General features: G+C 49.6%; 18 protein-coding genes and 1 pseudogene. 3 read left to right on the top strand and 16 right to left on the bottom strand.

Features of this window, described 5'->3' with window-relative positions:
* Window positions 1–117: 117 nt before the first annotated feature.
* The 11 genes and pseudogenes from DX130_RS21880 to DX130_RS21825 all read right to left on the bottom strand — a co-directional run bounded on the left by DX130_RS21880 (window position 118) and on the right by DX130_RS21825 (window position 16,041).
* A complete protein-coding gene (locus tag DX130_RS21880) occupies window positions 118–2,829 on the bottom strand; it encodes a beta-galactosidase (protein WP_240644639.1) in 2,712 nt (903 codons plus the stop codon).
* Window positions 2,829–3,977 (bottom strand): glycoside hydrolase family 88 protein, encoded by a 1,149-nt coding sequence (locus tag DX130_RS21875; protein WP_116049060.1) that lies wholly within the window; start codon window positions 3,975–3,977, stop codon window positions 2,829–2,831. Before DX130_RS21875 ends, DX130_RS21880 begins: the two co-directional genes overlap by 1 nt.
* Before the next feature lie 195 nt (window positions 3,978–4,172).
* Complete coding sequence (locus DX130_RS21870) at window positions 4,173–5,753, bottom strand: response regulator transcription factor (protein ID WP_116048976.1); 1,581 nt, start codon at window positions 5,751–5,753, stop codon at window positions 4,173–4,175.
* On the bottom strand, window positions 5,728–7,479 hold the full coding sequence (locus DX130_RS21865) for a cache domain-containing sensor histidine kinase (protein WP_165861410.1): 1,752 nt from the start codon (window positions 7,477–7,479) through the stop codon (window positions 5,728–5,730). Before DX130_RS21865 ends, DX130_RS21870 begins: the two co-directional genes overlap by 26 nt.
* Window positions 7,480–7,597: 118 nt before the next feature.
* Window positions 7,598–8,959: an ABC transporter substrate-binding protein gene (locus DX130_RS21860; RefSeq protein ID WP_116048972.1), complete on the bottom strand. Its 1,362-nt coding sequence runs from the start codon at window positions 8,957–8,959 to the stop codon at window positions 7,598–7,600.
* A 136-nt stretch (window positions 8,960–9,095) separates the two neighbouring features.
* Window positions 9,096–9,932, bottom strand: coding sequence for a carbohydrate ABC transporter permease (locus tag DX130_RS21855; RefSeq protein ID WP_116048971.1), 837 nt, complete (start codon window positions 9,930–9,932; stop codon window positions 9,096–9,098).
* Between the two features lie 15 nt (window positions 9,933–9,947).
* Complete coding sequence (locus tag DX130_RS21850; RefSeq protein ID WP_116048969.1) at window positions 9,948–10,886, bottom strand: carbohydrate ABC transporter permease; 939 nt, start codon at window positions 10,884–10,886, stop codon at window positions 9,948–9,950.
* Window positions 10,887–11,032: 146 nt separating this feature from the next.
* Window positions 11,033–13,009: pseudogene (locus DX130_RS27085) on the bottom strand (alginate lyase family protein).
* Between the two features lie 193 nt (window positions 13,010–13,202).
* Entirely contained in the window at window positions 13,203–13,967 is a 765-nt protein-coding gene (kduD, locus tag DX130_RS21835; protein ID WP_116048965.1) for a 2-dehydro-3-deoxy-D-gluconate 5-dehydrogenase KduD, read from the bottom strand.
* A 12-nt stretch (window positions 13,968–13,979) separates the two neighbouring features.
* Window positions 13,980–14,810: a 5-dehydro-4-deoxy-D-glucuronate isomerase gene (gene kduI / locus DX130_RS21830; RefSeq protein WP_116048963.1), complete on the bottom strand. Its 831-nt coding sequence runs from the start codon at window positions 14,808–14,810 to the stop codon at window positions 13,980–13,982.
* A gap of 202 nt (window positions 14,811–15,012) precedes the next feature.
* Window positions 15,013–16,041 (bottom strand): SDR family oxidoreductase, encoded by a 1,029-nt coding sequence (locus DX130_RS21825; protein ID WP_240644638.1) that lies wholly within the window; start codon window positions 16,039–16,041, stop codon window positions 15,013–15,015.
* Between the two features lie 151 nt (window positions 16,042–16,192).
* On the opposite strand from DX130_RS21825, the gene DX130_RS21820 reads away from it, so the two are divergent.
* Window positions 16,193–16,861, top strand: coding sequence for a TetR/AcrR family transcriptional regulator (locus DX130_RS21820; protein ID WP_116048960.1), 669 nt, complete (start codon window positions 16,193–16,195; stop codon window positions 16,859–16,861).
* A 187-nt stretch (window positions 16,862–17,048) separates the two neighbouring features.
* Window positions 17,049–17,396, top strand: a complete 348-nt coding sequence (locus DX130_RS26260; protein WP_133297965.1) for a collagen-like protein — start codon at window positions 17,049–17,051, stop codon at window positions 17,394–17,396.
* On the opposite strand, the gene DX130_RS21815 is transcribed toward DX130_RS26260, so the two are convergent.
* Both DX130_RS21815 and DX130_RS21810 read right to left on the bottom strand, forming a co-directional pair.
* On the bottom strand, window positions 17,383–18,297 hold the full coding sequence (locus tag DX130_RS21815; protein WP_116048958.1) for a hypothetical protein: 915 nt from the start codon (window positions 18,295–18,297) through the stop codon (window positions 17,383–17,385). The two genes, DX130_RS26260 and DX130_RS21815, sit on opposite strands and share 14 nt — an antisense overlap.
* A gap of 187 nt (window positions 18,298–18,484) precedes the next feature.
* The gene (locus DX130_RS21810) at window positions 18,485–19,060 is read right to left on the bottom strand and encodes a TetR/AcrR family transcriptional regulator (protein WP_165861409.1); all 576 of its coding nucleotides are present in this window, start codon (window positions 19,058–19,060) and stop codon (window positions 18,485–18,487) included.
* 153 nt (window positions 19,061–19,213) lie between these two features.
* Here DX130_RS21810 and DX130_RS21805 point away from each other — a divergent pair, with 153 nt between their 5' ends.
* Window positions 19,214–19,825: a DedA family protein gene (locus DX130_RS21805; RefSeq protein WP_116048955.1), complete on the top strand. Its 612-nt coding sequence runs from the start codon at window positions 19,214–19,216 to the stop codon at window positions 19,823–19,825.
* A gap of 372 nt (window positions 19,826–20,197) precedes the next feature.
* Here the strand turns inward: DX130_RS21805 and DX130_RS21800 are convergent, their stop codons facing one another.
* The 3 genes from DX130_RS21800 to DX130_RS21790 form a co-directional block, all read right to left on the bottom strand.
* Entirely contained in the window at window positions 20,198–20,977 is a 780-nt protein-coding gene (locus DX130_RS21800; protein ID WP_116048953.1) for a pirin family protein, read from the bottom strand.
* A gap of 404 nt (window positions 20,978–21,381) precedes the next feature.
* Complete coding sequence (locus tag DX130_RS21795) at window positions 21,382–21,906, bottom strand: DUF3231 family protein (protein WP_116048952.1); 525 nt, start codon at window positions 21,904–21,906, stop codon at window positions 21,382–21,384.
* A gap of 380 nt (window positions 21,907–22,286) precedes the next feature.
* Complete coding sequence (locus tag DX130_RS21790; protein ID WP_165861407.1) at window positions 22,287–23,663, bottom strand: ABC transporter substrate-binding protein; 1,377 nt, start codon at window positions 23,661–23,663, stop codon at window positions 22,287–22,289.
* Window positions 23,664–23,666 lie beyond the last annotated feature (3 nt).

Genomic DNA, 23,666 nt, shown 5'->3' with positions numbered 1-23,666 from the left:
TGACTTTGATGTGCTAATTTTTATCCAAAAGCAAGCTAACGCACACCGGAATGGATGCTTTCTCCATCGGCGTACGTTAGCCTATCTCCTATTCTCATCCTAGCGTTTGCAGTCAAACTACCACGCGATCAGACGAACCTGCCGGGGCGCTGCGCCAAGCTCATCGAAGATGAGCAGCTCATTATGCTCTCGCAGCTTATCGGCCGGAATTTTGTAGTCTTCCTGCGGTCCGATCCCCCAATACCGGCCAATGCAGAAGCCGTTCACCCACACGGCTCCTTTCGTCATGCCGTCAAGGGATAACTTCAGCTTGCAGCCTCCTTGTGAAGCGTCGCTTCCTCTCCAGCGGAAGCCCGACCGCCACCAGCGCGGATAATGTTCCAGCTCAGTGCTCGGCTCCCGCAGGGCAGGCATAGCCGACCATTCCCGCACCCGCTCAGGCAGAGCGGCTGGCATCGTCGTCCATGAACCCAGCGCCTGCGAGCTATGGTACACATACAGGTTCAGCTTCGGAATCGAAGACAGTCCTGCAGCGTCCAGTTCCAGCCTATTCTCCCCCGCTTGCAGCAGCTCGCTGGCATCGGCTACGCCGTACGGTGCATCATCACGGTTCCATGCCGAATCGTTCTGCAGGCATAGCGGAACCTGGCGTCCGTTAAGACTCAGTCGAGACAAGCCATAACCAACGATAACGGCGCGATCATATCCTTGCTCGTTATGCCAGGACTTGAAGAGGCCAATACGCCCCTCGATCTCTGGAAGTCGCAGCAAAGAATGGCTGCGGCCGGCGCCATCCACCTGCCAGCCCTTCAGCATACAGATACGGCGGCCATCCAGCGCAGGCGCTTCGCTCAGCCCCTTGGGCTCGCCAAGTGTCGCTGTAAAGTTGTATCTTCCCATGTTCTGAGACCAGATTTGCAGCAGGTTGCTCCCCTTCTGAACAGGAACATCCAGCGCAGCGGCGCCGATCTCATCAGTTCCTCCGACATACAAGCTATTGATAAATACTTGCGCAGGATCTTCGAGACGGGGAAGCAGCAGCGTCCGATTGCCTGCTAAGTCCGCGTCAAACTTTGTCTCATACAGCAAATGCCCGCTCCACTTGCCGAATGTGCTGAAATCGAGTGGAGCATGAGCCGACTTGCCTTCTCCCCTGTAATCGTCCGGGTTCTCCTCCGCATATTGCCAGTCTTCCAATTCCGGCTGGGAAGGAATAAACTCTCTCCCCATATTCTGCACGCCTGCTGCCTCCACAGCTTCACGATGAGTAACGGTCAGTTGCAGCAGCACTTCTCCCTCGCTGCGAATGGTAATGGTCCGCGGCTCGCTGCCATGGAATAGCCTGATATGCAGATGGCCCCCATCCAATCTCTTCACTTGCAGCGGGAGCGGGCAGTCCAACTCATATTCTTGCAGACCGTTCATGTTCAGCACCAGAGAGGAACGTTGTCCAAGCTCATGATAGATGATGCCGCGTCCTTCGTGGATGCCAGTCGTAAAGCCTGTCAACGCATCAATGATGATGCTCCCGCCAGATGGCGTCCCACAAGCGGCAACTCCTGTTACGACGGGAAGCATTCCGTCCCCTTCTACTGTATAATCCGCCATTACCGGCAAGTCACCGAAGATAGCCTGGCCGCTGTATCGCTCACCACCAAGATTGGTCATGAAATGCAGGGTCCCGTCCTTATGATGGAGCGTCCTGCCGGACAACGATTTCGACAGCGGGATATCGCAAGCGCAATTCTCCGCCTCTGTAAGCACAGGCTCCAGCCAATTCACAAAACCATGGAACCGTTGAAGAGTCTTGTATTTGGGAGTAGGCTCCAAATATTCGGTCAGCGGAGCATCGTAGTCATACGATGTAATCATGTACGTATCTTCGCCAATCGTGCGGCCCCCCCAATGGTCGAAGTTCGTTCCCCCGAAAAACATATAATAATTGATCGCCGTAAAACCCGCCTGCAGCAGCTCATAGCAAGCTCTCTCCAACTGCGGCGCACTCTTCTGGCTTGCCTTCGCCCCGCCCCATTTCTCAAACCAGCCGATCCAGAATTCCATGACTCCCTTGGGCTGATCAGTGAATCGTTGCTCCAGAATGCGGGCATGAGTATCCGCTCCGGACCAGAAGTTGCGGAATTCCACCGCTCCCTCTACCCCGCCGTAGCAAGTGACCAGGGGAACATCAATGCCTCGTGCAAGCAAGCCGTCCCGCAAATATTCCATGTAAGCCTGATCAGGCTTGCCGTATGCCTGAAATTCATTTTCGACCTGTACCATAATGACAGTCCCGCCAGCAGTAATCTGATGTCTGGCAAGTCGAGGGACGATCTCGTCCCAATACCGATCTACATGGCTCAGAAAACGATCATTCATCGTACGATACTGAATTCCTTCCTCTGCCGACAACCACCATGGCAATCCTCCGAAGTCCCACTCCGCACAGATATACGGTCCGGGACGAACAATAGCATACAGGCCGCGCTCGGCACATAAGTCGAGGAAATGCTCCAAGTCCTTATCCCCGCTGAAATCCCACTTCCCTGGAGTCTCTTCATGCCAATTCCAAGGAATATAGGTTTCCACCGTATTGCAGCCGGCCTGCTTGACCTTATCCAGCAGCTCGACCCACTCTCCGCGCGTTAATCTATAATAGTGAACGGCTGCCGAGCGAATGAACACTCGCTGACCGCGAATGATCCAACTATGCCGATCATAAGCCACAAGCGGTTGGGTACGACCGTCCTGCAAAGACTTCACTCCCGCAGGGCTGCCCACCATCCCATCATCCCCTCGGCCATTTAACATCTCCTCTTCCACTCTTCCCATCAGCCTTGGCCTCCCTGGTCGCTCTGCGGTGCATACCAATATCCCCGAATACCGCGTTCCAGCCTCATCAGCGCTTCCAAATAATAATAGTCGCCCCAAATGGTGAAGTCATCGGGAGCTAGATTACCCCTCACATAGTAGGAGCCATGCTTCAACAGCCCTTCCGCCGCGAAATCATCCATCGTAGAATAATGCTCAATCAGCGAGTGGACAGAAGCCATTAAGCCTTCCCGAAGCTCATCCGCATCCGGATCAGCCGCTGGCAGGTGCTCCAGCAGCTCTTGCAGGCCGCTAGCGACAATGGCTGATGCCGAGCTGTCACGATACGTGTCAGGCCCCGCCGGTGCGTTGAAATCCCAATAGGCCACATGATCCTCCGGCAGATGACGGATAAAATATAAAGCCATACGCTTCGAAGTGTCCAAATAAGCCTGATCACCCGTGTAACGATAGGCCAGCGCAAAGCCGTATACTCCCCATGCCTGGCCCCTTGTCCAGGTCGAGCCGTTGCTATATCCCTGATGGGTCGTGCCGCCAATCGGCTCGCCATTGTGCTGGTTGAAAATAAAGGTATGGTACGAGCTGTCATCCCCGCGCACCAAGTAACGCCTTGACTGCTCCGCTTGCTTCAACGCAACACGGCGGAAACGCTCCTCCCCTGTCTCGTTGGCAGCCCAGAAGAGCAGCGGCAAATTAAGCAAGCAGTCGATAATGATGCGGCCGCCTTGGGCTTCATCCCCGGCTGGGCCCCAGGCCTGAATATATTGGCCAGCCTCCCGCCAGCGCTCCAGCAGCTTATCCGCCGCCCGCAGCGCCAATGCTCTGGCATCCTCATTGCCCGTTACGAACCATTCGGCCTTCGCCGACAAGGAATACAGGAATCCAATATCATGATGATCCAGCACCGTATTGCTATCCAGTCTCCGCTGGAAGCTTTCGGTCACCTTGCGTGCAGCATCGGCGTATACGCGATCACCGCTATATTCATAACACAGCCATAACATGCCCGGCCAAAATCCGTTCGTCCAATCCTCATTCTCGATGCGTTCATAGCTGCCATGATGTCCGACGTGGGGAAATTTTCCGTTAAATGAATTTATGTTTCGTTTAATTCGCTTCATAGCATCCTCAATCGCCTGCTTGCGCATCTTCTTCACCCTTTCAAGTGCTCGTTGCCAGCATTGTACCTCCTTCGAGGCATATGGCCTAGAGCGTATTTTTGCTCCCATGTGCACAATTTTGATCCCGGTCGACCACGAATAATCTAGCATGTCCATAAAAATAGGCCAATCAGAAAATCTTCTGACTGACCTCATCCGGCTGATGAAAAAGAGAGCGGGCATTCATTTCTCCCGATATTCTCGGGGTGTGGCACCCATATATTTTTTGAACACTTTGGAGAAATACGTACGGTCCGAATATCCCAGCTTCAGGGCGACCATCTCTACCGACTCTTCACGCTGCTCCAGCATGCGTGCTGCCACGCCCATCTTATGTCGATGCAAATAATCGGTAAAGTTGTCTCCCGTAAGCCGCTTGAAGTACCGGGAGAAATAACTGGAGTTCAAGCACAGATAGTTGGCTACATCAATGGACGTAATATTTTCGAACAGGTGATCCGCAATGTAATGGTCAATTTCCTGCAGCTTGGGCTCCTTGTTCACCTCTTCCTCCGCGGCCTTGCGCATACCGAGCAGCTTCTCCAGCCGCCAGCGGAGCATGCCCATCGTATCCTCCAGCGTAACCGTTCCCTGCAGGCCGGCATAATACTGCTCGCTTACCATATGCGGCGCAAATTGCAGTTCTAGCAAACGAAGCAACTGTACGACAAATTGAATCAGTTCTGCGGGATCAATTCCACGGCTGCGCGCTGTCTCGGATACGCTCCTGATGCTGCTCAGCAGCTTGTCGTGATCGCCCTCACGAACGGCATCGGCAATATCTCGCTTACCCTGCTCCAGGAAGCTGCCAAGCGGATAAAAAAACGATTCTTCCTTATATCCATTCCAGGAGAGTAACGTGCCCGGCGAGTAATAGCTTCGTGCCTTCATGCGCAACAACTTCTTATAGGTAGCTCCAATGACGCTCGCATCCAGCTTGCCCGGCCCGCAGAACATTCGCACTTGCACCTGGAGATATTGGCTGCAGCGCTCCTGCACTTCCTTCAAGTATGCTTGCATCCGCTGCTCGTAGTTGATGTTCAGAGCTGGCCTGTAGTTTTGAAGCGCGACCATGCCGATATCTTCATTAAAGACTGTTATGCCTTCATAACCTTTGGCCACCTCGCCCGCAATATTATAGACCGAGTAACGAATAAGGTGGGTGTCCTTCGCTTCGTATCGAGGCAGCATCGAGGCATATTCCAGCGTACCCAGCGCCAGCATATAGGACGGATAATTCCACGCAATGCCCAGCCGCTTCGCTGCCGCAATATGCGCTCCTGTATCGCCTCCCTTAACAAATTGCCGGAATAAGGCCAGCTTCAGCACATCGGCATTGCGCAGCAGATCGTCACGGTAAGATACCCCATCCGGCAGCTGCGCTGCGGAACGCAAACTTCTTACACATTTCAGCAGACTGCTCTCCAGTTGCTCCGATGTCAGCTCATCCTTAATGAGATAGTCGTTGGCGTTCAACGTCAATGCCTTCTTAGCGTAATAGAAATCTTCATGGCAGGTCAGGAAGATGATGCGCGTCTCCGGATTTTGCTGCTTGAACTCCGCCGCAAGCTCCAGGCCATCCATCTTGGGCAAGCCGATATCTGAAATTACAATGTCCGGCTGCAGCTCTCTGAATAGCTGGAGAGCCTTGACGCTGGAGTACGTGTCCCCGCAAATATGCAGCCCAAGCTCTTCCCAATTGATCAATTGGCGCAAATATTTGAGCATAGGCACATCATCATCTATGAGCATTACTTTGTACATCTGCTTCACGCTCCTCTGTCGTTGCCATTCCCTCTTCCGGAATCACAAGCTCAGCGGTTATGCCGCCAGCTTGCAAGCCGGACAGCCTGAGCTCGGCACCAGAACCGTAAGCAAGCTGCAAGCCTTGATAAACGCTGATCAAGCCTACACGCTCATAAGAGGCATGCTCCGCTGCTTCCAAAGGAGTGAACAGCCGATTCAGCTTCTCCAGCTTCTCCGGCGGCATGCCCGTACCGTTGTCGCTAAGCCTGATTCTTATCCTTCCTTCGTCACGGGCAACCGTGATCCCAATATAAGCCTCTTCCTCTTCATCCATGTCTGCAAAACCATGCACAATCGCGTTCTCCACAAGCGGCTGAAGCAGCAGCTTCGGAAGCATAACATCCGCAAGCTCAGCGGGAATATCCGTCACGAAGGAGATATGTTTATCATTGCGCATCTCCATAATCTCGATATAATGCTGAAGCAACTGGCATTCCTTCTTCAATGTGGAAGGCTCATGCACCTTCATATAAGCCCGAAGCAGGCTCATGAGCGCGTCAATCTTCATGCTATGCTCCCGATCATCCCGCAGCGCCAGGCTGCACTTAATGGAATTGAGCGTATTCAGCAGGAAGTGCGGACGGATCTTGGAAAAGATCGCTTGCATCTCCATCACCCGTTTCTGCTCCTGCTCCTGCTCAATATCGGCAATAAGCTGGTTAATGCGATCCAGCATGTCATTCAAGGTGCGGCCCAGGGCATTGATTTCATCCTTGCCCCTTGCTGGAAAGCGCACCGCGTAATTGCCTTCGCCGAACTTCCTTGCAACCGCTTCCAACTTGCGAATGGGACGATGCAAGCCTCTGGCCATTACTAATGAAAGAAGATAGAAGCAGGCGACAAACACAACGATTAACAATGCGCTGGCGTAGTAGGTTTTCGATATCTGACCAATGACATTTTCTTCAGGCAGATCATAGATCAGCCTCCAGTTCGTTCTGGATATAGCAACCTCGCTGCGTACTGAGCTGATTTGTTCTTCCTCCAGCAACGCACGGTCTCCGGCAATGAGCTCTCCCTTGCTGTCCAGCAAGGCGTAAGAGCCTGAGCTTGTCTGACTGAACAGCTTCTCAAAGTACCCCTTGGAGATGCCGATCACGATGGTAGCCATATATTCATCAGCCCGATAATCCCGTATAACTCTCGCTGCATAATAATATTCATTCTTGTCGCCGTTCTCTCCATGCGCCATGCCAAGCCACTGCACACGACCCTGAAGCGTCACGTCGAGCCCATCCTTCACTTGATCCCAGTGCTGGCCCAGATAGGCCATGCCCCCGGGGCTTTCCACCGATGGAATGATGAAGCCGTTCGAATTCACAAGAAACATATGCAGCTCGGAGTTCAGTGCTTTCATCGAGATGGGGCTAAAAGCATCGATCAAGGCGATATACTGCTCATAATCAGCAAATTGCTCAATGCCATTCATGTTCATGAAATACTTCAATCTGGGACGTAAGCTCGTATCCTGCATCATAAAATCGGATGCGAATACAAGATCGTCCACTGTCTTCAAGATGTCGCGCGCCATGACATTCAGCGTTCCTTGATTGGAGGCATGAATCTTGTCTATAATGTTGGCCTTCGTTGTATGATAGGACAACAGCGATACCGCGATAAGAGGCAGCAGCACCAGGATCAGGAACGAAAGCTGGATGCGCCTGTAATATGAAAATTGAAACATCTCCATTCTCCCTCCCGCCCCTACATTATACTGACTCCCTTTTATCATGAACAGAGAGAAGAAAGGGAAAAGGGAACATCCGCTAGTGATGTTCCCGGGCGCTGGAATAGCCGCCTTGTTACTTGCTGTTCTTCTGAATGACTTTATTCGCTTCATCGACCATCCACTGCTGAGCTTCATCAGCCGACTGGTTGCTAAGAATGAATTTGCTGAAGCCATCAGTCAGAATCTGATCCAGTTCCTTGTCGTAGCTTACCACTACGTTGGAAGCCGGAAGGGACTTGATCTCATCCGTGAACAGGGTGTACATCAGCGAATCCAGATCATACAGCTCCTTGTTCTCCCCGATCAAGCGCTCAACGATCGGCTTCGCGTCTCCCTTGATCCAGCCTGGCAGCTCGATGCGCGCTTCGCTCAAATTCGTAGAGATGAAGCGTGCGAACTTGTAGGATTCTTCCTTGTGCTTGGAGTTAGCACCTATCGATACGAAGTTGCCGCCGACATAAACCGAAGGATCCGTATCCTTGGAAGGAAGTGGAACAGGTGCTACAGCAGTCTTGAACGTATGCGGATATTTCTCTGTATCGCCGATCTCCGAGATCATCCAGCTTCCCGTCAGCATCATCGCTGCTTTGCCGTCAAAAAACTCCGTGCGATAAGCCAGCTTCGCGCCGATTACATCCGAGTATGGCTTGGCCGACTTGTCTACTGCTTCCATCGTGCGACGAAGCTCGAAGAAGTATTTGAAGGTCGGATCGTTAAAGTTCGTCTCGCCTTCCTCCGTCAGGAATGGATGGCGCATATTCACTTGCGCTGCCGGGTTCATATACAGCGGCCAACTATGGAAGTAAGCTCCGTATTGCTTGGTGCCGTTGTTGTCCTTCGTCAGCTTTTGGGCATAGTCACGGAAGTCATCCCATGTCCAGCCTGCCTTCGGAACCGCCAGACCCGCTTCATCCAGCGCATCTTTGTTGAGCAGGACGAAGTTAGTCGTAGCATTAGTCTGGATGCCGTAATAATTTTCGTTCATCTTAGGGTTTACCATATATTCTTCTTCCGGCTTAATACCTTCACCTGTATGGAAGTCATTCAGCGGAGCAAGCACGCCATTCTGCGCACGGGCAAACAATTCGGATGAGTTCGGGAATGCGATCAAATCGACTTGCTCTTCGGAAGCGATAAGGAAGTCAAGCTTCTTCATCGTTTCCAGCGAGTTGCCGGGCACGAGCGCTACCGACTCTACTTTAATAGTCGGATTTTCCGCTTCGAACAGCTTGATGTACTCTGCTGTCGTCTGGGCTTGCACATCATTATCCCAATTGAAATATTTGATCGTTACTTTCTCTTGTGCCGCAGGCTTCGAGCTTGGTTTTGAAGTGGCGTTAGTACTGTTGTTGCCCTTGTCCGAGGACGAACAACCGGCCAGTACCGTTACAGCAAGCAGGATGACGCTTAAGAGCAATGTCGCGTGCTTCTTCATGTGATTTCCCCCTGAAAATGATTTTGTTAGCGCTACCGCGATTACATGACTGATTATATAGCCGCCGCTCTTGCCGGGGTGTGTACAATTTGCTTCTATACGTGCAAAGATTTGACTTTATCGCGTGATGCAGGGATTAACCTTTCACCCCGCCAAGTGAAATGCCTTTAATGACATGCTTCTGCAACAGAATAAAGATCACGACAAGCGGGATAATCGCAGACAAGGAAGCCATCATTAATACGGCGAAGTTGTCCGCATAATCATCGCGGAATAACTGAATGCCTAGTGTAATGGGGTAAAGCTTCTTATCCATAAGGAAGATAAGCGGATTCTGGTAATCATTCCACGTCCAGATGAACTTGATAATGCCGACAGTCGCCAGAATCGGTTTGCAAAGCGGCAATATAATTTTCCAGAAGATCGTGAAATACCCTGCTCCGTCCATCTTCGCCGCTTCCAGAAAGTCGTTATGAATGCTAGCCATGAACTGGCGCATAAGAAAGGTGAAATAAATCGAGAACATCCCCATCACAATCAGTCCGGTATGTGTATTATACAGCCCCAGCCACTTCATCAACAGGAAGCGGGGAACCAGTGTGGCCTGCTCCGGGATGATCATGAAGGAAAGCAGCAAGCCAAAGACGAAGCCTCGCCCCCGGAATTGAAGCTTGGTAAAGGCAAAAGCCGCCATGGAGCTAATGATCATCGTGGTGACCGTCATTAGGACAGCCAGCTTCAAGGAGTTGAAGTAAAACAAATGGAATGGAACATTGCCCATCCATACCGCCTTAAAGTTGCCGATCATGTTCCAGGATTGCGGTATCCATTGAATAGGGAACGCCATAACGTCCTTCTCGTACTTGAATGCGGCGGATATCATCCATATAAGTGGCACAAGAAAGACTACCGAGAAGGCTCCCATCAATGCCGTAGCTACCAGCTTTGTTATTTTGCTTTTTGTCGTATGCATCGGTGTGCCTCCTCTTTAATCTTGGGAAAAGCGTTTTTGGAACGTCCATGTCAGCAGTGTCAGTACGCCAACGATCATGAAGAGCAGCCATGACAGCGCGGACGCATAGCCCATGCGGAAGTTTTGGAAACCCTCCACATAAATGCGATATACAAGTACGGTGGAAGAATTGAATGGTCCTCCGGAAGTTAGGAAAGCTACAATATCGAACACTTTAAAGGAGCCGATCAATAGCGTAATGAACAGGAAAATTGTAGTTGGCGCAAGCAGCGGCAACGTGATTTTATAAAACTTTTGGAAACTCGTAGCACCGTCCATACTGGCTGCCTCATACATCTCTTCCGGTATGTTGGTCATACCCGCGAGATAGATGATGATAATATAGCCTACGATGGCCCACACCGCGATAATGGCAATCGATAGCAAGGCGTAATGCGGGTCTGCGAGCCACTTTGGAGGGTTTTCAATGCCAAACGACATGAGAATCCGATTAATCGGTCCCTCTGATGGATGGTACAAAGCGCTCCATACGGCCCCGATTGCGATAATGGAGGAAATGTAAGGGATAAAAAACGCCACTTTGAAGTAACTTTGGAGATGGACGCGATTGTGAATAATGACCGCTAGTATCAGCGATAAGATCATACTGACGGGAACCGTCATAAAGGTGTAAATCAGATTGTTCCGCAGCGCCAAATGGACCTTCTCATCCACCAGCATTTCTTTGAAATTCTCAAACCCAATGAACTTCATTGCGGACAAGCCGCCCATCAGATTCCACTCGTTAAAACTTAAATACAGAGAAAAAAAGACGGGAAATACGTACAGCAAAACAATACCTATCATTTCTGGCCCAAGAAACAGCCAGCCGAACAACGCCTCCTTGCGGCTGTTATTCCAGTAACGGCGTTTTTGAACGGGAGATTCCACTCCGGTTGACTTGCTCATTTCCATCTTGACTCACCTCGGCTACCTGTTGTTGTACCTTCATCTTACGCCGCTTACGAATAGGCCACAGGCCATAATTCTGACTCATACGTGCAAATTTTTGACCTGTTATTATTCAGGGTACAGCTATTCTGAACAGGCGTTAGCTGACCCTATTTGACCACATAGGCACGGTCCGTCCCTCCCTCTTCACGGCGAAGCCACAATACTTCTCCTGTCATCTGAACCCCGGCGAACCGGTAGCTTTGCGGCCCTTGTCGTGAGACAACGACATAATCAGTCCGTTCGCCGTCATGAAGGGCAAAGCCGATCGCTTGCTCCGGACCAACCTCTTGTTCGCTCTTCCACTTAATCGCCAGCGGTTGCACCATAAGGCTAATCTGTTCAGAATGATCGAAGGGGCGCAGTACCGTTACAATAGTCGTGAACGGCCCCTCTCCCTCTGTCTCCAGCACTACTTTGCTGGAGCGGTGCTTCTCATTGTAATGTCTCGCTATCCAGCAATCTTCCCGGTTCATTCGTACCGCTGCCCCTGCAGTCTGCATGAGCAGATTGCTTCCATGCTTATGCGCAGTTACGATCCGCCCCCGCTCCTGATCCATCTGGAGCGGTGTATTCTCCGCAAAGTGAAAGTGAACGCCATACGTATGCTTGCCCGCAGATCGGAACGTATCGATCAATAGCCAATATTCCGACTTGATAGATAGAATCTGCCTGCTCACGCCAACAGGAGCATTCAGCCTCCAATAGCCGTCATGTCCCGCCTCCGCATAGTCGTAATTCTTCTTCGTGATAAATCCGGTATTCATCGGAAGTGCAGGCTTGCCCCATGTCTAGGTGTCGATATATTCCGTCGCTGGAAGACCGTCTACCGACAATGTATTGTGCTGGAGGGAAGGCTTGAAGTATTGCCGCTCCGCTCCCTCTTTGTACGTGAATCGGCCGGTGTCCACGAGAAAATCCTTGCCCCTTGCATGAAGCTCCACATGAAGCAGATCATCGTGACCATGACCGGAGAGGGCAAGATGCCCCCCATCCATCAGCATATAATCGTCATGCTCGCCCCAGCCGGAGCGCATCATCATCAGACCTGATGGATGAAGCCAAGTCGAAGTGTACGCCGGCAGCTCTCCAGTCAGCTCGGCATAATCCGCCGCGCCCTTGGCGCCAAAGTACCATAGGCTTTCATAATCCGGATAAGGATAAGAGAGTGTCTTCAGATCCTGCCGTCCCAGCAGCAATGCACCCTGACACCACTTGTCCCGCACATCTACATCATCGCTGTCGCTTAGCATAGGCTGCCTGCGGTTCGGCTTGGCAATCGCGACGGAAGCGTCCAGCATGGCATGCAGCGTATCGGTCAATCTTTTCGAAACTAGTTCGCCATTCAGCTCGCCAAGCCATAGAGTCTCGAATAGATGATGCAGCACCTCATGATGATATTGCGGCGATTGCTCTCCATGAAAGCCGTCGCCCAAAATTTGAGCAGCCACCATTTCCTCCATACGCTTCAGTGCTGTTTCCTTCCACTGCCCGGAAACCTTCAATTCGGGGTACATCATCCCAATCTGATACAAGCCGTTGGCGGAGATAAAGCCCCAGTTGCTCTGAACATCGAAGGCGGTGTAAGCCAGGTGCAAAAATTCGCCATGCCGCTCCGCCTGTGCCTTCAACAGCTCCTCCAGCTCTGTCCGCTCCTCCCTCCAAGCTTTCGAGAAAACGACACACGCATATCCCTTGAACCAGTTGCCCATTCGGATAGAAGCGTCAATCCGGCGCCAACGGGCATTCACGTTGTAGCCGCGAGACTCGCTGTCTTCCATATCCTTCAGGCTGATGCTGTTATGCGCACACCAGTCTCGCAGCAACTGAATATAGGCCTCCGCGTAGCTCTCCTCACCTGTCAGCCAATAAGCTTGTCCCAAATCTCTCATATAGCTCATCCGATTCAGCATATACGTCCACTCTGCATCGCCTGCTCGGACGTAATTCCAATCGATATCGCCTTCGAAAGCGACCGGCTCCAGGCATTGCTCCATATCCCAACGAGACGTAAAGACGAAAGTGCCGTCAGCAGCCAGCTTCGCTCTACGTATCACTTCCCTAACTTTCTCCGGCCATAATTGCATACATGCCTTTACGATAAAATCCCTATCCTTAAGCGACCAGTAAAACCGCAGCGTCCGTCGGCGATTGCTCGATTGTTTCCCCATATATCCATCCTCCTATAAAAGAAGAGCAAGCCCGCAGCCTATGCTGAAAACTTGCCCTCCCTTCCCTCTATTTCGTCCTTGTCTCATATTGCTACAAGCAGCTCGCTGACTAGCGAGCCAACCAGCCTCCATCGACAGCCAGTACATGTCCGTTCACATAATCCGACGCCCCGGAAGCAAGGAATACCGCCGCTCCTGCCAGGTCTGACGCTTCGCCCCAGCGTGCTGCCGGGATGCGGCTCACAATGGATCTGTTGCGCTCCTCATCTTCGCGGATAGCCTTCGTATTGGCTGTTGCGATATAGCCCGGTGCGATCGCGTTCACCTGTACATTGCGGCTGGCCCATTCGTTCGCCAGCGCTTTCGTCAGGCCAGCAACCGCATGCTTGCTGGCCGTATAGGCTGGTACCAGAATACCGCCCTGGAAGGATAGCAGCGAAGCAATATTGATGATCTTGCCGCGCTCCCGCTCCAGCATTCCCTTGCCGGCCAACTGGCTGAGCTGGAAGACGGCATGCAAATTAATATTCATTACTTCATGCCACTTGCTTGTGCCATATTCTACGGCGGGCTCACGCCAGATGATACCCGCATTATTGACCAGAATATCGATGGGCTCATCGCCCACCAGTTCCTGATACTTGCGCTCCAAGTGATCGAGATCGCGCAGATCGATAAGCACTTCCCGCGAGGAACCGCCAACTTCGGCGATTCTAGCCGAGGTTTCTTCCATATTGCTGCGATGCCCAAGCAGCAACAGCTCTGCCCCTGCATCTGCAAGGCCAATCGCGATCGCTTGTCCGATACCCGATGCCGCGCCTGTGACGAGCGCTTTTTTTCCCGCTAATGAAAATAACTGCTTCCCCTCGCGCATGTTGCAACCTCCTTATTTCAAATCCGCCATAGGTACGGAATCCATATCTACAAACGTATAATTCTCCCCGCCCATTGCCCAGATGAACGTATAACTGCTCGTACCCACGCCGGAATGAATGGACCATGCCGGAGAAATCACCGCCTGCTCATTGCGTACTACCAGATGGCGCGTTTCTGCCGGTTCTCCCATAAAGTGAAACACTAGGCCGTCCTGCGGCATATCGAAGTAGAAGTACAGCTCGCTGCGGCGGTCATGAAGATGCGCCGGCATCGTATTCCACATGTTGTTCGGCTCCAGCAGCGTCATGCCCAGCATTAATTGACAGCTCTCGATGCCATCTGCGTGTATATATTTGTAGATCGTTCTTTCATTGGATTGTTCAATCGAACCGAGATGGGTCGGCGCCGCTTCGGCAATCGCCACCTTGCGCGTCGGGCAAGACCGGTGGGCAAGCGTCGATACAAGGTAAAACCGTGCAGGCTGCGCCGGATCATTGCTATGGAAGGTCACTTCTTGATGGCCCAGACCGATGTATAGGCAGTCTTTTGCATCCAGCGTATATTTGTAACCATCGACTAAGACGTAACCAGGCGCTCCTACATTAATGATGCCAATCTCCCGGCGCTCCAGGAAATACCCGGTTTTCAACATCTCTCCGGCTTCCAGCTTCAGAGCTTCTGACGTAGGCACAGCGCCTCCCATAATCATGCGATCCTCATGGGAATAACACAGGCGCAGGGAACCCTCCACCATCAGGCTTTCAACTAAGTAGTTTTCTCTCAGCTCTTCTGTTCCATAATGACGTACATCTCGAGGGTGTACTGCATATCTGTTTTCCATTGTTTCCGCTCCTTCTATTCGTTTCCTATTACTATGCGGCATAGAGCGGCCCATGACAGGACATAATTCTGACTCCGATGTGCAATATTTTGACTAGAAAAGATTTTCGATTTTTCTCAGTTGTATTTCAATGAAAAAAAGAGCACCGGATACGATCCGATGCCCTCTGTTTGCCTATTCAGTCTATAGGCTAAGTATTACTTCATAGAAGTTTAAGCTCCTCCAGTCTCTTGGCGGTATCCAGAATTGTGTCTTCAATCGGACGTGGTCTCCAGCCCAGCTGACCCCTTGCCTTTTCTGAAGTATAACGAAACTTCCTTCCCAGCATAGGAACTAATGCCGCTAAGGATGGAGTGATTTTAGCAGCTCCCCTCAACACGATGTCCGGAATCGTCTTGGTAGGAATGTTGCGCCCGCCAGGCCCTAGTTCATTTTTTAATAGTTTCGCTATATCATTCATCCAGATAGAACCGCCACTAGCGATATATCTTTGTCCCGCGGCCTCTGGGCTTGTCATCGCTTGAATATGAAGCTCTACCAGATCACGCACATCCACTACTTCAAAACTGATCTTTGGATTGCCGGGCGACTTGCCCTGTACCAATCGTTGAATGACCTCGATGGAGCTTGGCACATGAGCCGATAAGACAGGGCCGAATATCGCTCCCGGAAGAATGGTCGTCAGCGTTGTTTGACTGTTTTGTTCATTTATAAAATTCCATGCCGCTTTTTCAGCAATGGCTTTTGATTTTCGGTAAGCGTTCAAATTTTTATCCGCAGGGTCCGTCCAGAGAGACTCATTGATATGTTGATCGGTGCTGGAGAGATCAGGCGTAGCCGCAGCAAGCGAAGAGGTCATCACGACACGTTGAACGCCCGCCCATACAGCCGCACGAAGAACACGAAGAGCGCCATCACGTGCAGGTTTCACGAATGAATCAAGATCATTATGATTCCCTGAGGTAAGTGGAGAGGCGATATGAAGCACATAATCAACTCCCGATACCGCCGCTTCCCAACCCTCATCGCTCGAAAGATCTGCCGTATAGAACGTTAAATGATCCCTTTGATATCCTTGGCCAGAAAGAGAATCGATAACGGCTTGCTCTTTCTCCTTGCTCCTTACGGTTGTTCTAACTTTATATCCTTGTATCAGAAGCTCGTGAATGGCCCAACCTGCTACAAATCCTGTTCCGCCTGTAACCAATACTGTCTCTGTTTTATGAGTCAAATGAATAACCTCCATTTAAGATTTGTTCTTTACAGGGGACATCGTAACATACTGTTTGCAACAAAATCAACAAATTGAATTACTTTTGTCCATTTTGTAAATATTGTTCATTATGCTATACTTAGCACATCATTAAATGGGGTGAAATGAAATGGCTACGGAATATGAGCGGAAAGCGCAAATGATTAGCAAGATCAACGATGAGATCGTGAAAAACGGTTTTAAGTCGCTTACTATGGATAACATGTCCAAAATAATGGGAATTAGCAGGGGGAAGTTGTATCAATATTTCGCCTCTAAGGATGAAGTGATAGAAGCTGTCGTCGCACGATATATTCGCTTTATAGAAGAAAAATCAATGATCGGACAACCGGACAACCATCAGGGGTATGTCGATGAGTTTGTCTCGATTTTTTTCCAAAACATCATATTGGCCAGTTCGGCCTCGGATGTTTTTGTGAATGATTTAAAGGAAATTTATCCGGATTTATACCACTCTTTCACCGAGTCTATGACAAAACGTCAGGCGGCTATCGAGAATTTCTATGATGCAGGGATCACTCATAACGTGTTCAATCAGGGGATGAATACCCGCTTGCTGCATCTGCAGGATCAGACGATGCTGTCCCTTATTGTCCTGCCCGCATTCCTGTTTAAGCATCGACTTGAACCCGCTCAAGTGATGAGGGACTACTTGCATTTGCGCGTGACGGCGGTCATTGCCCCTCCGTATCAGCATCTCGTAAATCAGGAGCATGTGGATGCCCAAATCAAACATCTGGATGAGAAATTCAGACGAGTCATGTGGATGACAACTTAAGCAGATGATAACAACCGGCCATATAAGAATGGTCGGTTTTTTTGTGCCCATCAGGTCGATCTATACGCTATTCTGCTCACCTATAGGCGGGCTGCGGCATAGAATACAAAAAAAATCAGCACCAAAAGATGCTGACACCTCAAACTTCCCTCTACCCATCATGAGCGTGATAAAGGAGAGAGCATTCATGTCCTATTTACCGCCCTTCGGACCTCCATTCGGGCCGCCCGGACCTCCAGGACCCGGCCCAGGGCCAACTCCCGGCCCGCCAGGCGGTCAGCCAATGGCGCCTACCTCACCACCGCCTTCATTCGTCCCCCAACAACAGTCCGCTTCTTTATTAACTGTTGATCCCGGCGGGATTCGCCGCTGCATGTTCCGCTTTACGTATATTTGGCTGCATCACGGCGGACAGTTCTGGTTCTTCCCTGTATTTGTCGGGCCAAATTCAATCGCTGGCTTTAGATGGACCGGCTTCTCCTGGATATATACCGGCTTCGATCTGAGGTCCATCCAATCGTTTACATGTGTTTAAGGACAATCATTTTATCTTTACAGATATAATTAAACTTCGTATTCAGTTTGTCCGGGCCAATCTTTTTCAGCAGCTTAAACACATGTTTATTCAGTTTTCTTACGCGCTTCGGAATAGGCACACAGATATAACCGGGGTGATGATCGTGATCGCAGCACGAACAGCATCCTCCTTTTTTCGATGAAGAACCGGCAGCAGCAGCGTTATTCGTGATGGAAGAGAAGGCATCGGCCCCTGCCATAGCCAGCACCGGGGTAGCGCCGACATTCTCGCGGATGACTCTGCTTTGGCTGGCCACGTTACACTGTGCGGCATTAATGAACGGATTGCTTGCAGGGATAAACGGGAACATGATATTATTCGGAATGTTGTTATGCCCATCTCCCGGGTTCGAGGGGTCATTAATGGTAAAGCTGTCCGAATTATTGTTCAAGAAACGACCAAACAGAACATGCCCCGCTTCATGAGCCAATGCGTAGGTATCGATCGCATCATCGCTCATAACACAATTGCCTACAAGACGAAAATTAGTTGTGTTGACGAAATTGTCAAACTGTGGACCCGCATTGCCGATTGCTCCTGAGCTTAAGGTAGGACCGCTCACATAGACGACATAGATTGCTACTGCATTATTCACAGCCGCTTTCGTCTGTGAGATCAGATTGACGACTCTGGGATCGCTGATACCCGGTACGGTGTTAGCCACCAACGTAACGTCGTCTCGGAAGATGACCTGCAAGGAATTAAAATTAATGTTGCAGCTTACTCCCGGAAAAAAACCTGTGCTCCATACTGCTGTCGCTCTTGCAATATCATTCGCGACTCTTGTCTGACGCAGCTCGGCCGTGTCGCTCGACCTTGCGCCTCTTGTAAATACACTTACTACATCAACTGTTGCCATACCCAAACGCCTCCTTTTAAAAATATGGGATAAGGGTTGTACACTTATAGAAGATGCAGCACGTTAGAGAATGGCTTGGACAAACGGACACGTCGATTCATCTGTTTCATCAAAAAAAAGCTTAACCGGGCAGCGGCTGCCTGGTTAAGCTTCTTTGTATCGTACAAAAATCCATGTTTTCAATTGATTAATTCTGTATACCCCTTGTAAAAATGCGAAAGGACAATAGAAGTTGATCTCCGAGGCTTGTACCTGCCCCGCTTGTACACCAATTCACTAATGAGCCCATATATAGTTTCAGTGCAGTCTGTGCCATTTCATTTGCTGGAATGTCTTCCGTAAACTCTCCTGCTTGCTGTCCTTTTTCGAACATATGCGTTAAGACATCCACTTTGACTTGCATGCTGCTTTGGATCGTATCCGGCGAGCTTGCGGATAAGAGCTGCTGTATAGATATGCGCACCAGGGTTTGATGTTCATTGAAGGAATTTCCCAATTCCTGTACCAGCGTCAATATCCTTGGGGTAAATGGACCGGACAGCCCACTGATTTGTGTTATTTCAGTTAAAAATAATGATTTTTGAATCCGGATTAATACCTCGTCCTTCGTTCGGAAGTAATTAAAAAATGTACCCTTTGCTACGCCTGCCAGATCCGTTATATCTGCTACGGTCGTTAAGGCATATCCTTTGTTAGAAAACAATTGATACGCAGCGTCAATAATATTCTCTTCTGTTATGCGCTTCTTTTCTTCCCGATTCACATATACAGCCTCCCTTGCCACCACCATTGTACCACGACAATATCCTTTTTTAATATGATCAGTTAGACGAAAATTGACTGCCAGTCATAATTTCGCTTATAATTCATATTGAACTCAAATCATGGCTACAGGAGGCATCAAATCCCTAATATAATGAACGATTCCCAATTAGCCCAGTGGATAGATCAACTAGGTTACACTGCCATGTTCTTTTCATTATGGCTCGGAATTATCGGCCCGCCTTTTCCCGCTGAGGTAATCGTTATGACTGGTGGTGCCGTAAGCAATGCCAACTCCATGCATCCCATCATAACCTTTCTTTCGGCCTACCTTGGAGTTATCTCTGGACTAACATTCGGATACGTGCTTGGCAGTCGCATAGGAGCTCCTATTTTGAATAAATTACGTGCCAGGAAATCATTGTCCAAGTATATCGCGATATCAGATAGATTGGTTGAAAAACATGGATTATCCGTATTGCTGTTCTTCTACTTCTTGCCGGTTGTCCGACATGTCGTTCCTTATCTGATGGGCATTAATCGAATAAGCTTTTGGAGATATGCGGCCATTTCATTTTCTACAGGTTTCATGTGGACGTTGCTCTTTTTCTCCTTAGGACGTTTTATTACCAAGGATTCCATGTCATTATGTACGTTAATTTTTGAATACGAATGCTACATTCTGTTAACCGTTATCGCTGCAATAAGCGGAGGACTTGTAATTCGATCTAAAATGAAAAGCAAAGTGGTCATGCAAGATTCATAAACCGCTGTTGCGTATAAGAGGTGTCGCCCATGTATAGTCGATTTTATAAAAATATGAGGCATAATAATCTGGTAAGAAAGAAGCTAGGTATACCGATGTTGCCCCAAAGGTTTTCATGGTTTAGTTGTTTCAGGGGCTTGTGTTTCTTCAAATAAAGCGATGTCTCCAGACGATAGCGGGCCGTCAGCATAAACTCGACAACACTTAGTCGGCTAGTCCTCGGTCTCTTACGATTAGAGTATGTCGACCATCCACAGCAAAAAAAAGCCCGAAGATATCGATTATGAATCGATATCTTCGGGCTTTGATCTTTCTATTCAGTAAGATAACCTATGATAGGGCTTATTATGTGATTGCCGCCCGTTATGCCATTCAGCGCTTCGGGTATAACGGATAATCAACCGTCGTCGGCACGTCAATCAGAATGAGCCGGAGCGGCGCATCTTCGCCAGCTTTGATCGTAACATCATGGTCATCATCGGCACGCGCTACGATGAAATCTTTTGGATTAAAGGGAGTCGCTTGGCTGCCCATACCTTCACCTTCGAGCCATGTGCCTCCTCCGCGTATGGCGAGCGCCGTGAGTGCCCGGCCGCCCGACACCGGATGCGAGTAAGACCTGCCGGCATCGACGACGACATCCCACATCCGAGCGTCCACCGTTATCGATAGGGGAGAACCGTCGCCAATAACCGTTTTCTTCAAGTAGCCGTCGCCTGACTCCTCAGGAAACTGTTCGTGTTCGTACTGGTTGTATGTCGGTGCCGTCTTGAGCGCCTTCTCGAAGTGAGGCTCGAACCAAATCTGGAAGCCCTCCATGTCGGGTCCGACGAACCGCTCCTCATGGCTGACGCCCGACCCGGTCTGCATCAGTTGTACGCCACCAGCGCCAATTGTGCTTCGTGTGCCCAGTGTATCGCCATGCTGAGCTTGACCGGATACAACATAAGTCATAATTTCGAATGCCTGATGCGGATGAAGCGGAATGTAGCCTTCCACTGCCGTTTTCGCCCAAGCCCAGTAGAATAGCGGTCCGACCCGCTTGACTACAGAGTTTTCACCTGGAAAGCCGATTGGCTTCTGCTCCGTGATTTTGCCGCCGTCGAAGGTGCCAGCCGTTTGAAGAGTAGGTCCATATACCATAGTTTGCATGATGTTTCCCTCCTGGATAATTATTTATTGTAACCAGCTGCCGTATTCTCCCGGGCTGATTCATACAAATTTCATTTGTTTGGCATTATGATTCTTAAGCTAAAGATAGTAGTCAAAAATAGTCTGCTAAGCATGGGGATTCGATTCATTGCCCACCTATTGTGGCCTGTGACTGTAAAAGGAATACCTGCATGCATTGTTCATACGGTCCTTCATATGGTTTCCTCCGCTTCTTCTTTAACTGATATCTTAATATTAAGATATATGATTTCAAACAATATGTCAAGCATGTATAAAGAAGAAATCCAACTCGGATTTAAAAGCATTCAGGACACCCTGAATGTTGATGTTGCTTCGTTGTAGTAAGCATAATGAAAGCCCGCTGTCTGCAGCGGGCTTTCGCATTATGTGCGACTCTCCTCTAATTGCGTTCTCTCTAAGACTTGAGGAGGAAGAATAAGCCATCCTTTTTCTTTGCTCAAGTGTAGTGCCTTCAATCCGATTGTTGCTTTTAAGGCATGATATTTTGCGAACAACACACCGATATCTTCTCTTATCGATTTGCCCATAATTTGACTGCATAATATGAGTCCTGCAGCCGCTTCTGCCGACAGCATACCTACTATTTCCATATCCGAGAAACGAGCACCCACCGGAATGTTTTCCAATTTTGCTTCAGGCCGTTGCGGCAAACTCGGTGATGGAACAATTCCATTATGAACTAAAATTTCATCGCATTCCGCAGCCTCAAGTTCGACTTGCTTAATCATATCATCGATGACATCTTTGAGTTCTTTATCACCCGCATGGAATTTTAATGCCCGATAGCGGGAGCCGCATCCCTTGGCCCCCATCGAATATAGCCATACATCGTAAGCCTCTCCGTAATGAAGAGGTTCTTTTTTCGAATTGCGGCCTAGTATACCCATACCTATCCCTACTTTCCGATCAAAATTCACTCTCTTGCATCGTTATCTGTACAGATCCGTTAATCCCGGACTGTGTCTATTGAACATTTCCGGAAACCCCGGGACAGAGAAATCCTAAGGAACGATACGTCCTGCCGTTTTAGCATTGCTTAAGACTGTCTTTTTATGTATCAGAAACAAATATGATTTACAGAAGAATAAAGGTCGAATGGAACAGCAACACTAAGGAAAAAAAGGCCCGTCATCCATTTCTGAACGACAGGTCTTCGAGTTTTAGCACTCCACATGCCCGCTTCTATCTGCTCCTGCCGCTTCAACGAGTCGATGTGACGATAAGTCTTATCGGAACGATACCCCATTTAACCTGCTGTTCTCTTCCGTTACTCATTCAAATACGTTGTGACCCGGTTCTGAATCAGCTTACTGACTTCTTCTGCGGATTTCTGTCCGTTCTTATAGCTTTCGAACTCCTCCGTAGCAATCGTTAACACTTTAATATCACTGGATTTTCGGGCGCCCGCCTCCGAAATCAGCTTCTGTATCTCTGAAATCCGTTGTTTCGTCATTTCGCCATCCGGCAGCGTGTCTTCCGGGAACGGAAATTCCAGCGTTCCGTTCTCGATTTGTTGCAAAACTTCATTCAATTTCTTATCCGTGGCGTCTTTATTCATCGCCAATCCAAAGAGATCCGGCGAAGCTTGCATGTCATCGGAAAGCAAAAACTTCATGAATTCCCATGCTTCCGGCTGAACGTCGGATTTGCTGTTCATCCCCAGACTGTACATGGACTTGAACGGTACGCCTTCCTTATTTCCCCTCGCGCTCGGCTTCTGGTAATATTCAAAGTTTGAGGGCATCATCAGTGCTCCTCTAGGGCTGAATATGCCCACAATTTGAACTACCGCTTCACCGGCATCGGATGCAAACCCTTCGCTGAGCAGTCCTTCGTCATAGATCGACTTGATTTCCTTCATCATGTTGCGGAACAGATCCGAGTCGAAGTTCGGCTTGCCCTGTCCGACAAGCTCCGCATAATTGTCCTCGATATAATCGTGGAGCAGCGGCGACATTATCAGGTTGTAGTAGTACCCTTCACGTTCCCCTTGTTGCTTCATTTTAATGGCGACATCCTTAAATTGACTCCAGCTCCAGGGGCTATTTTTGTCGACTGAAATATTCGCCTGCTTCAATAACTCGGTATTCCCCTGAGCCGTTTCGAGCGAAAAGGCGAGCGGCATGACATACAGACCGTCCCCGTCTTGCGATGCCTTCAAAATATTGGGATACAACGCATCTTGATCGAACGAGCTGTCTTTATCTATCAAGTCGTATAAGTTGACCAACAGTTTCTTGGCGACAAATTTGTCTTGGGGCAAATTGTTCATGAGAATAAGATCGGATCCTTTGCCTGAAATAACCTGTGTCGTTACCGATTGAACGTACTTTTCTATGTCTGCCGCCTCCATGGCCATACCGCTTGTTCCGGTTCCATCCGACGCCTTGTACTCCTTTAATTCGATACGTATGTCAGCATACTTCTCCTCAAATACCCGCACAGCGTTTTCCAAGAAACGGTCTATCCTCAAGACAGATACAGCGACGGTTTTCTGCTTACCTTCGGCTTGCTTCTGGCCCGGCGATTCCTGTCCTGCGCCGTTTTCCTTGCCGTCCTTCGTTAAGTTGCCTCCCCCGTTTCCGGAACAGGCGGATAGCAACAGAACCATGGACAGCATCACGATGAAGCTTAATTTTTTCAAGTG

This window comes from Paenibacillus paeoniae, from assembly GCF_003388735.1.
Classification (GTDB): Bacteria; Bacillota; Bacilli; order Paenibacillales; family Paenibacillaceae; genus Pristimantibacillus; species Pristimantibacillus paeoniae.
The sequence above is the reverse complement of the archived record's forward strand: the minus strand, read 5'-3'. Positions and strand labels throughout refer to the sequence as shown.

Excerpts from the sequence above, each read along its gene's own strand:
- DX130_RS21880 (WP_240644639.1), bottom strand. The coding sequence starts at position 2,829 with ATGGGAAGAGTGGAAGAGGAGATGTTAAATGGCCGAGGGGATGATGGG.
- DX130_RS21875 (WP_116049060.1), bottom strand. The coding sequence starts at position 3,977 with ATGCGCAAGCAGGCGATTGAGGATGCTATGAAGCGAATTAAACGAAAC.
- DX130_RS21870 (WP_116048976.1), bottom strand. The coding sequence starts at position 5,753 with ATGTACAAAGTAATGCTCATAGATGATGATGTGCCTATGCTCAAATAT.
- DX130_RS21865 (WP_165861410.1), bottom strand. The coding sequence starts at position 7,479 with ATGTTTCAATTTTCATATTACAGGCGCATCCAGCTTTCGTTCCTGATC.
- DX130_RS21860 (WP_116048972.1), bottom strand. The coding sequence starts at position 8,959 with ATGAAGAAGCACGCGACATTGCTCTTAAGCGTCATCCTGCTTGCTGTA.
- DX130_RS21855 (WP_116048971.1), bottom strand. The coding sequence starts at position 9,932 with ATGCATACGACAAAAAGCAAAATAACAAAGCTGGTAGCTACGGCATTG.
- DX130_RS21850 (WP_116048969.1), bottom strand. The coding sequence starts at position 10,886 with ATGGAAATGAGCAAGTCAACCGGAGTGGAATCTCCCGTTCAAAAACGC.
- kduD (WP_116048965.1), bottom strand. The coding sequence starts at position 13,967 with ATGCGCGAGGGGAAGCAGTTATTTTCATTAGCGGGAAAAAAAGCGCTC.
- kduI (WP_116048963.1), bottom strand. The coding sequence starts at position 14,810 with ATGGAAAACAGATATGCAGTACACCCTCGAGATGTACGTCATTATGGA.
- DX130_RS21820 (WP_116048960.1), top strand. The coding sequence starts at position 16,193 with ATGGCTACGGAATATGAGCGGAAAGCGCAAATGATTAGCAAGATCAAC.
- DX130_RS26260 (WP_133297965.1), top strand. The coding sequence starts at position 17,049 with ATGTCCTATTTACCGCCCTTCGGACCTCCATTCGGGCCGCCCGGACCT.
- DX130_RS21815 (WP_116048958.1), bottom strand. The coding sequence starts at position 18,297 with ATGGCAACAGTTGATGTAGTAAGTGTATTTACAAGAGGCGCAAGGTCG.
- DX130_RS21805 (WP_116048955.1), top strand. The coding sequence starts at position 19,214 with ATGAACGATTCCCAATTAGCCCAGTGGATAGATCAACTAGGTTACACT.
- DX130_RS21800 (WP_116048953.1), bottom strand. The coding sequence starts at position 20,977 with ATGCAAACTATGGTATATGGACCTACTCTTCAAACGGCTGGCACCTTC.
- DX130_RS21795 (WP_116048952.1), bottom strand. The coding sequence starts at position 21,906 with ATGGGTATACTAGGCCGCAATTCGAAAAAAGAACCTCTTCATTACGGA.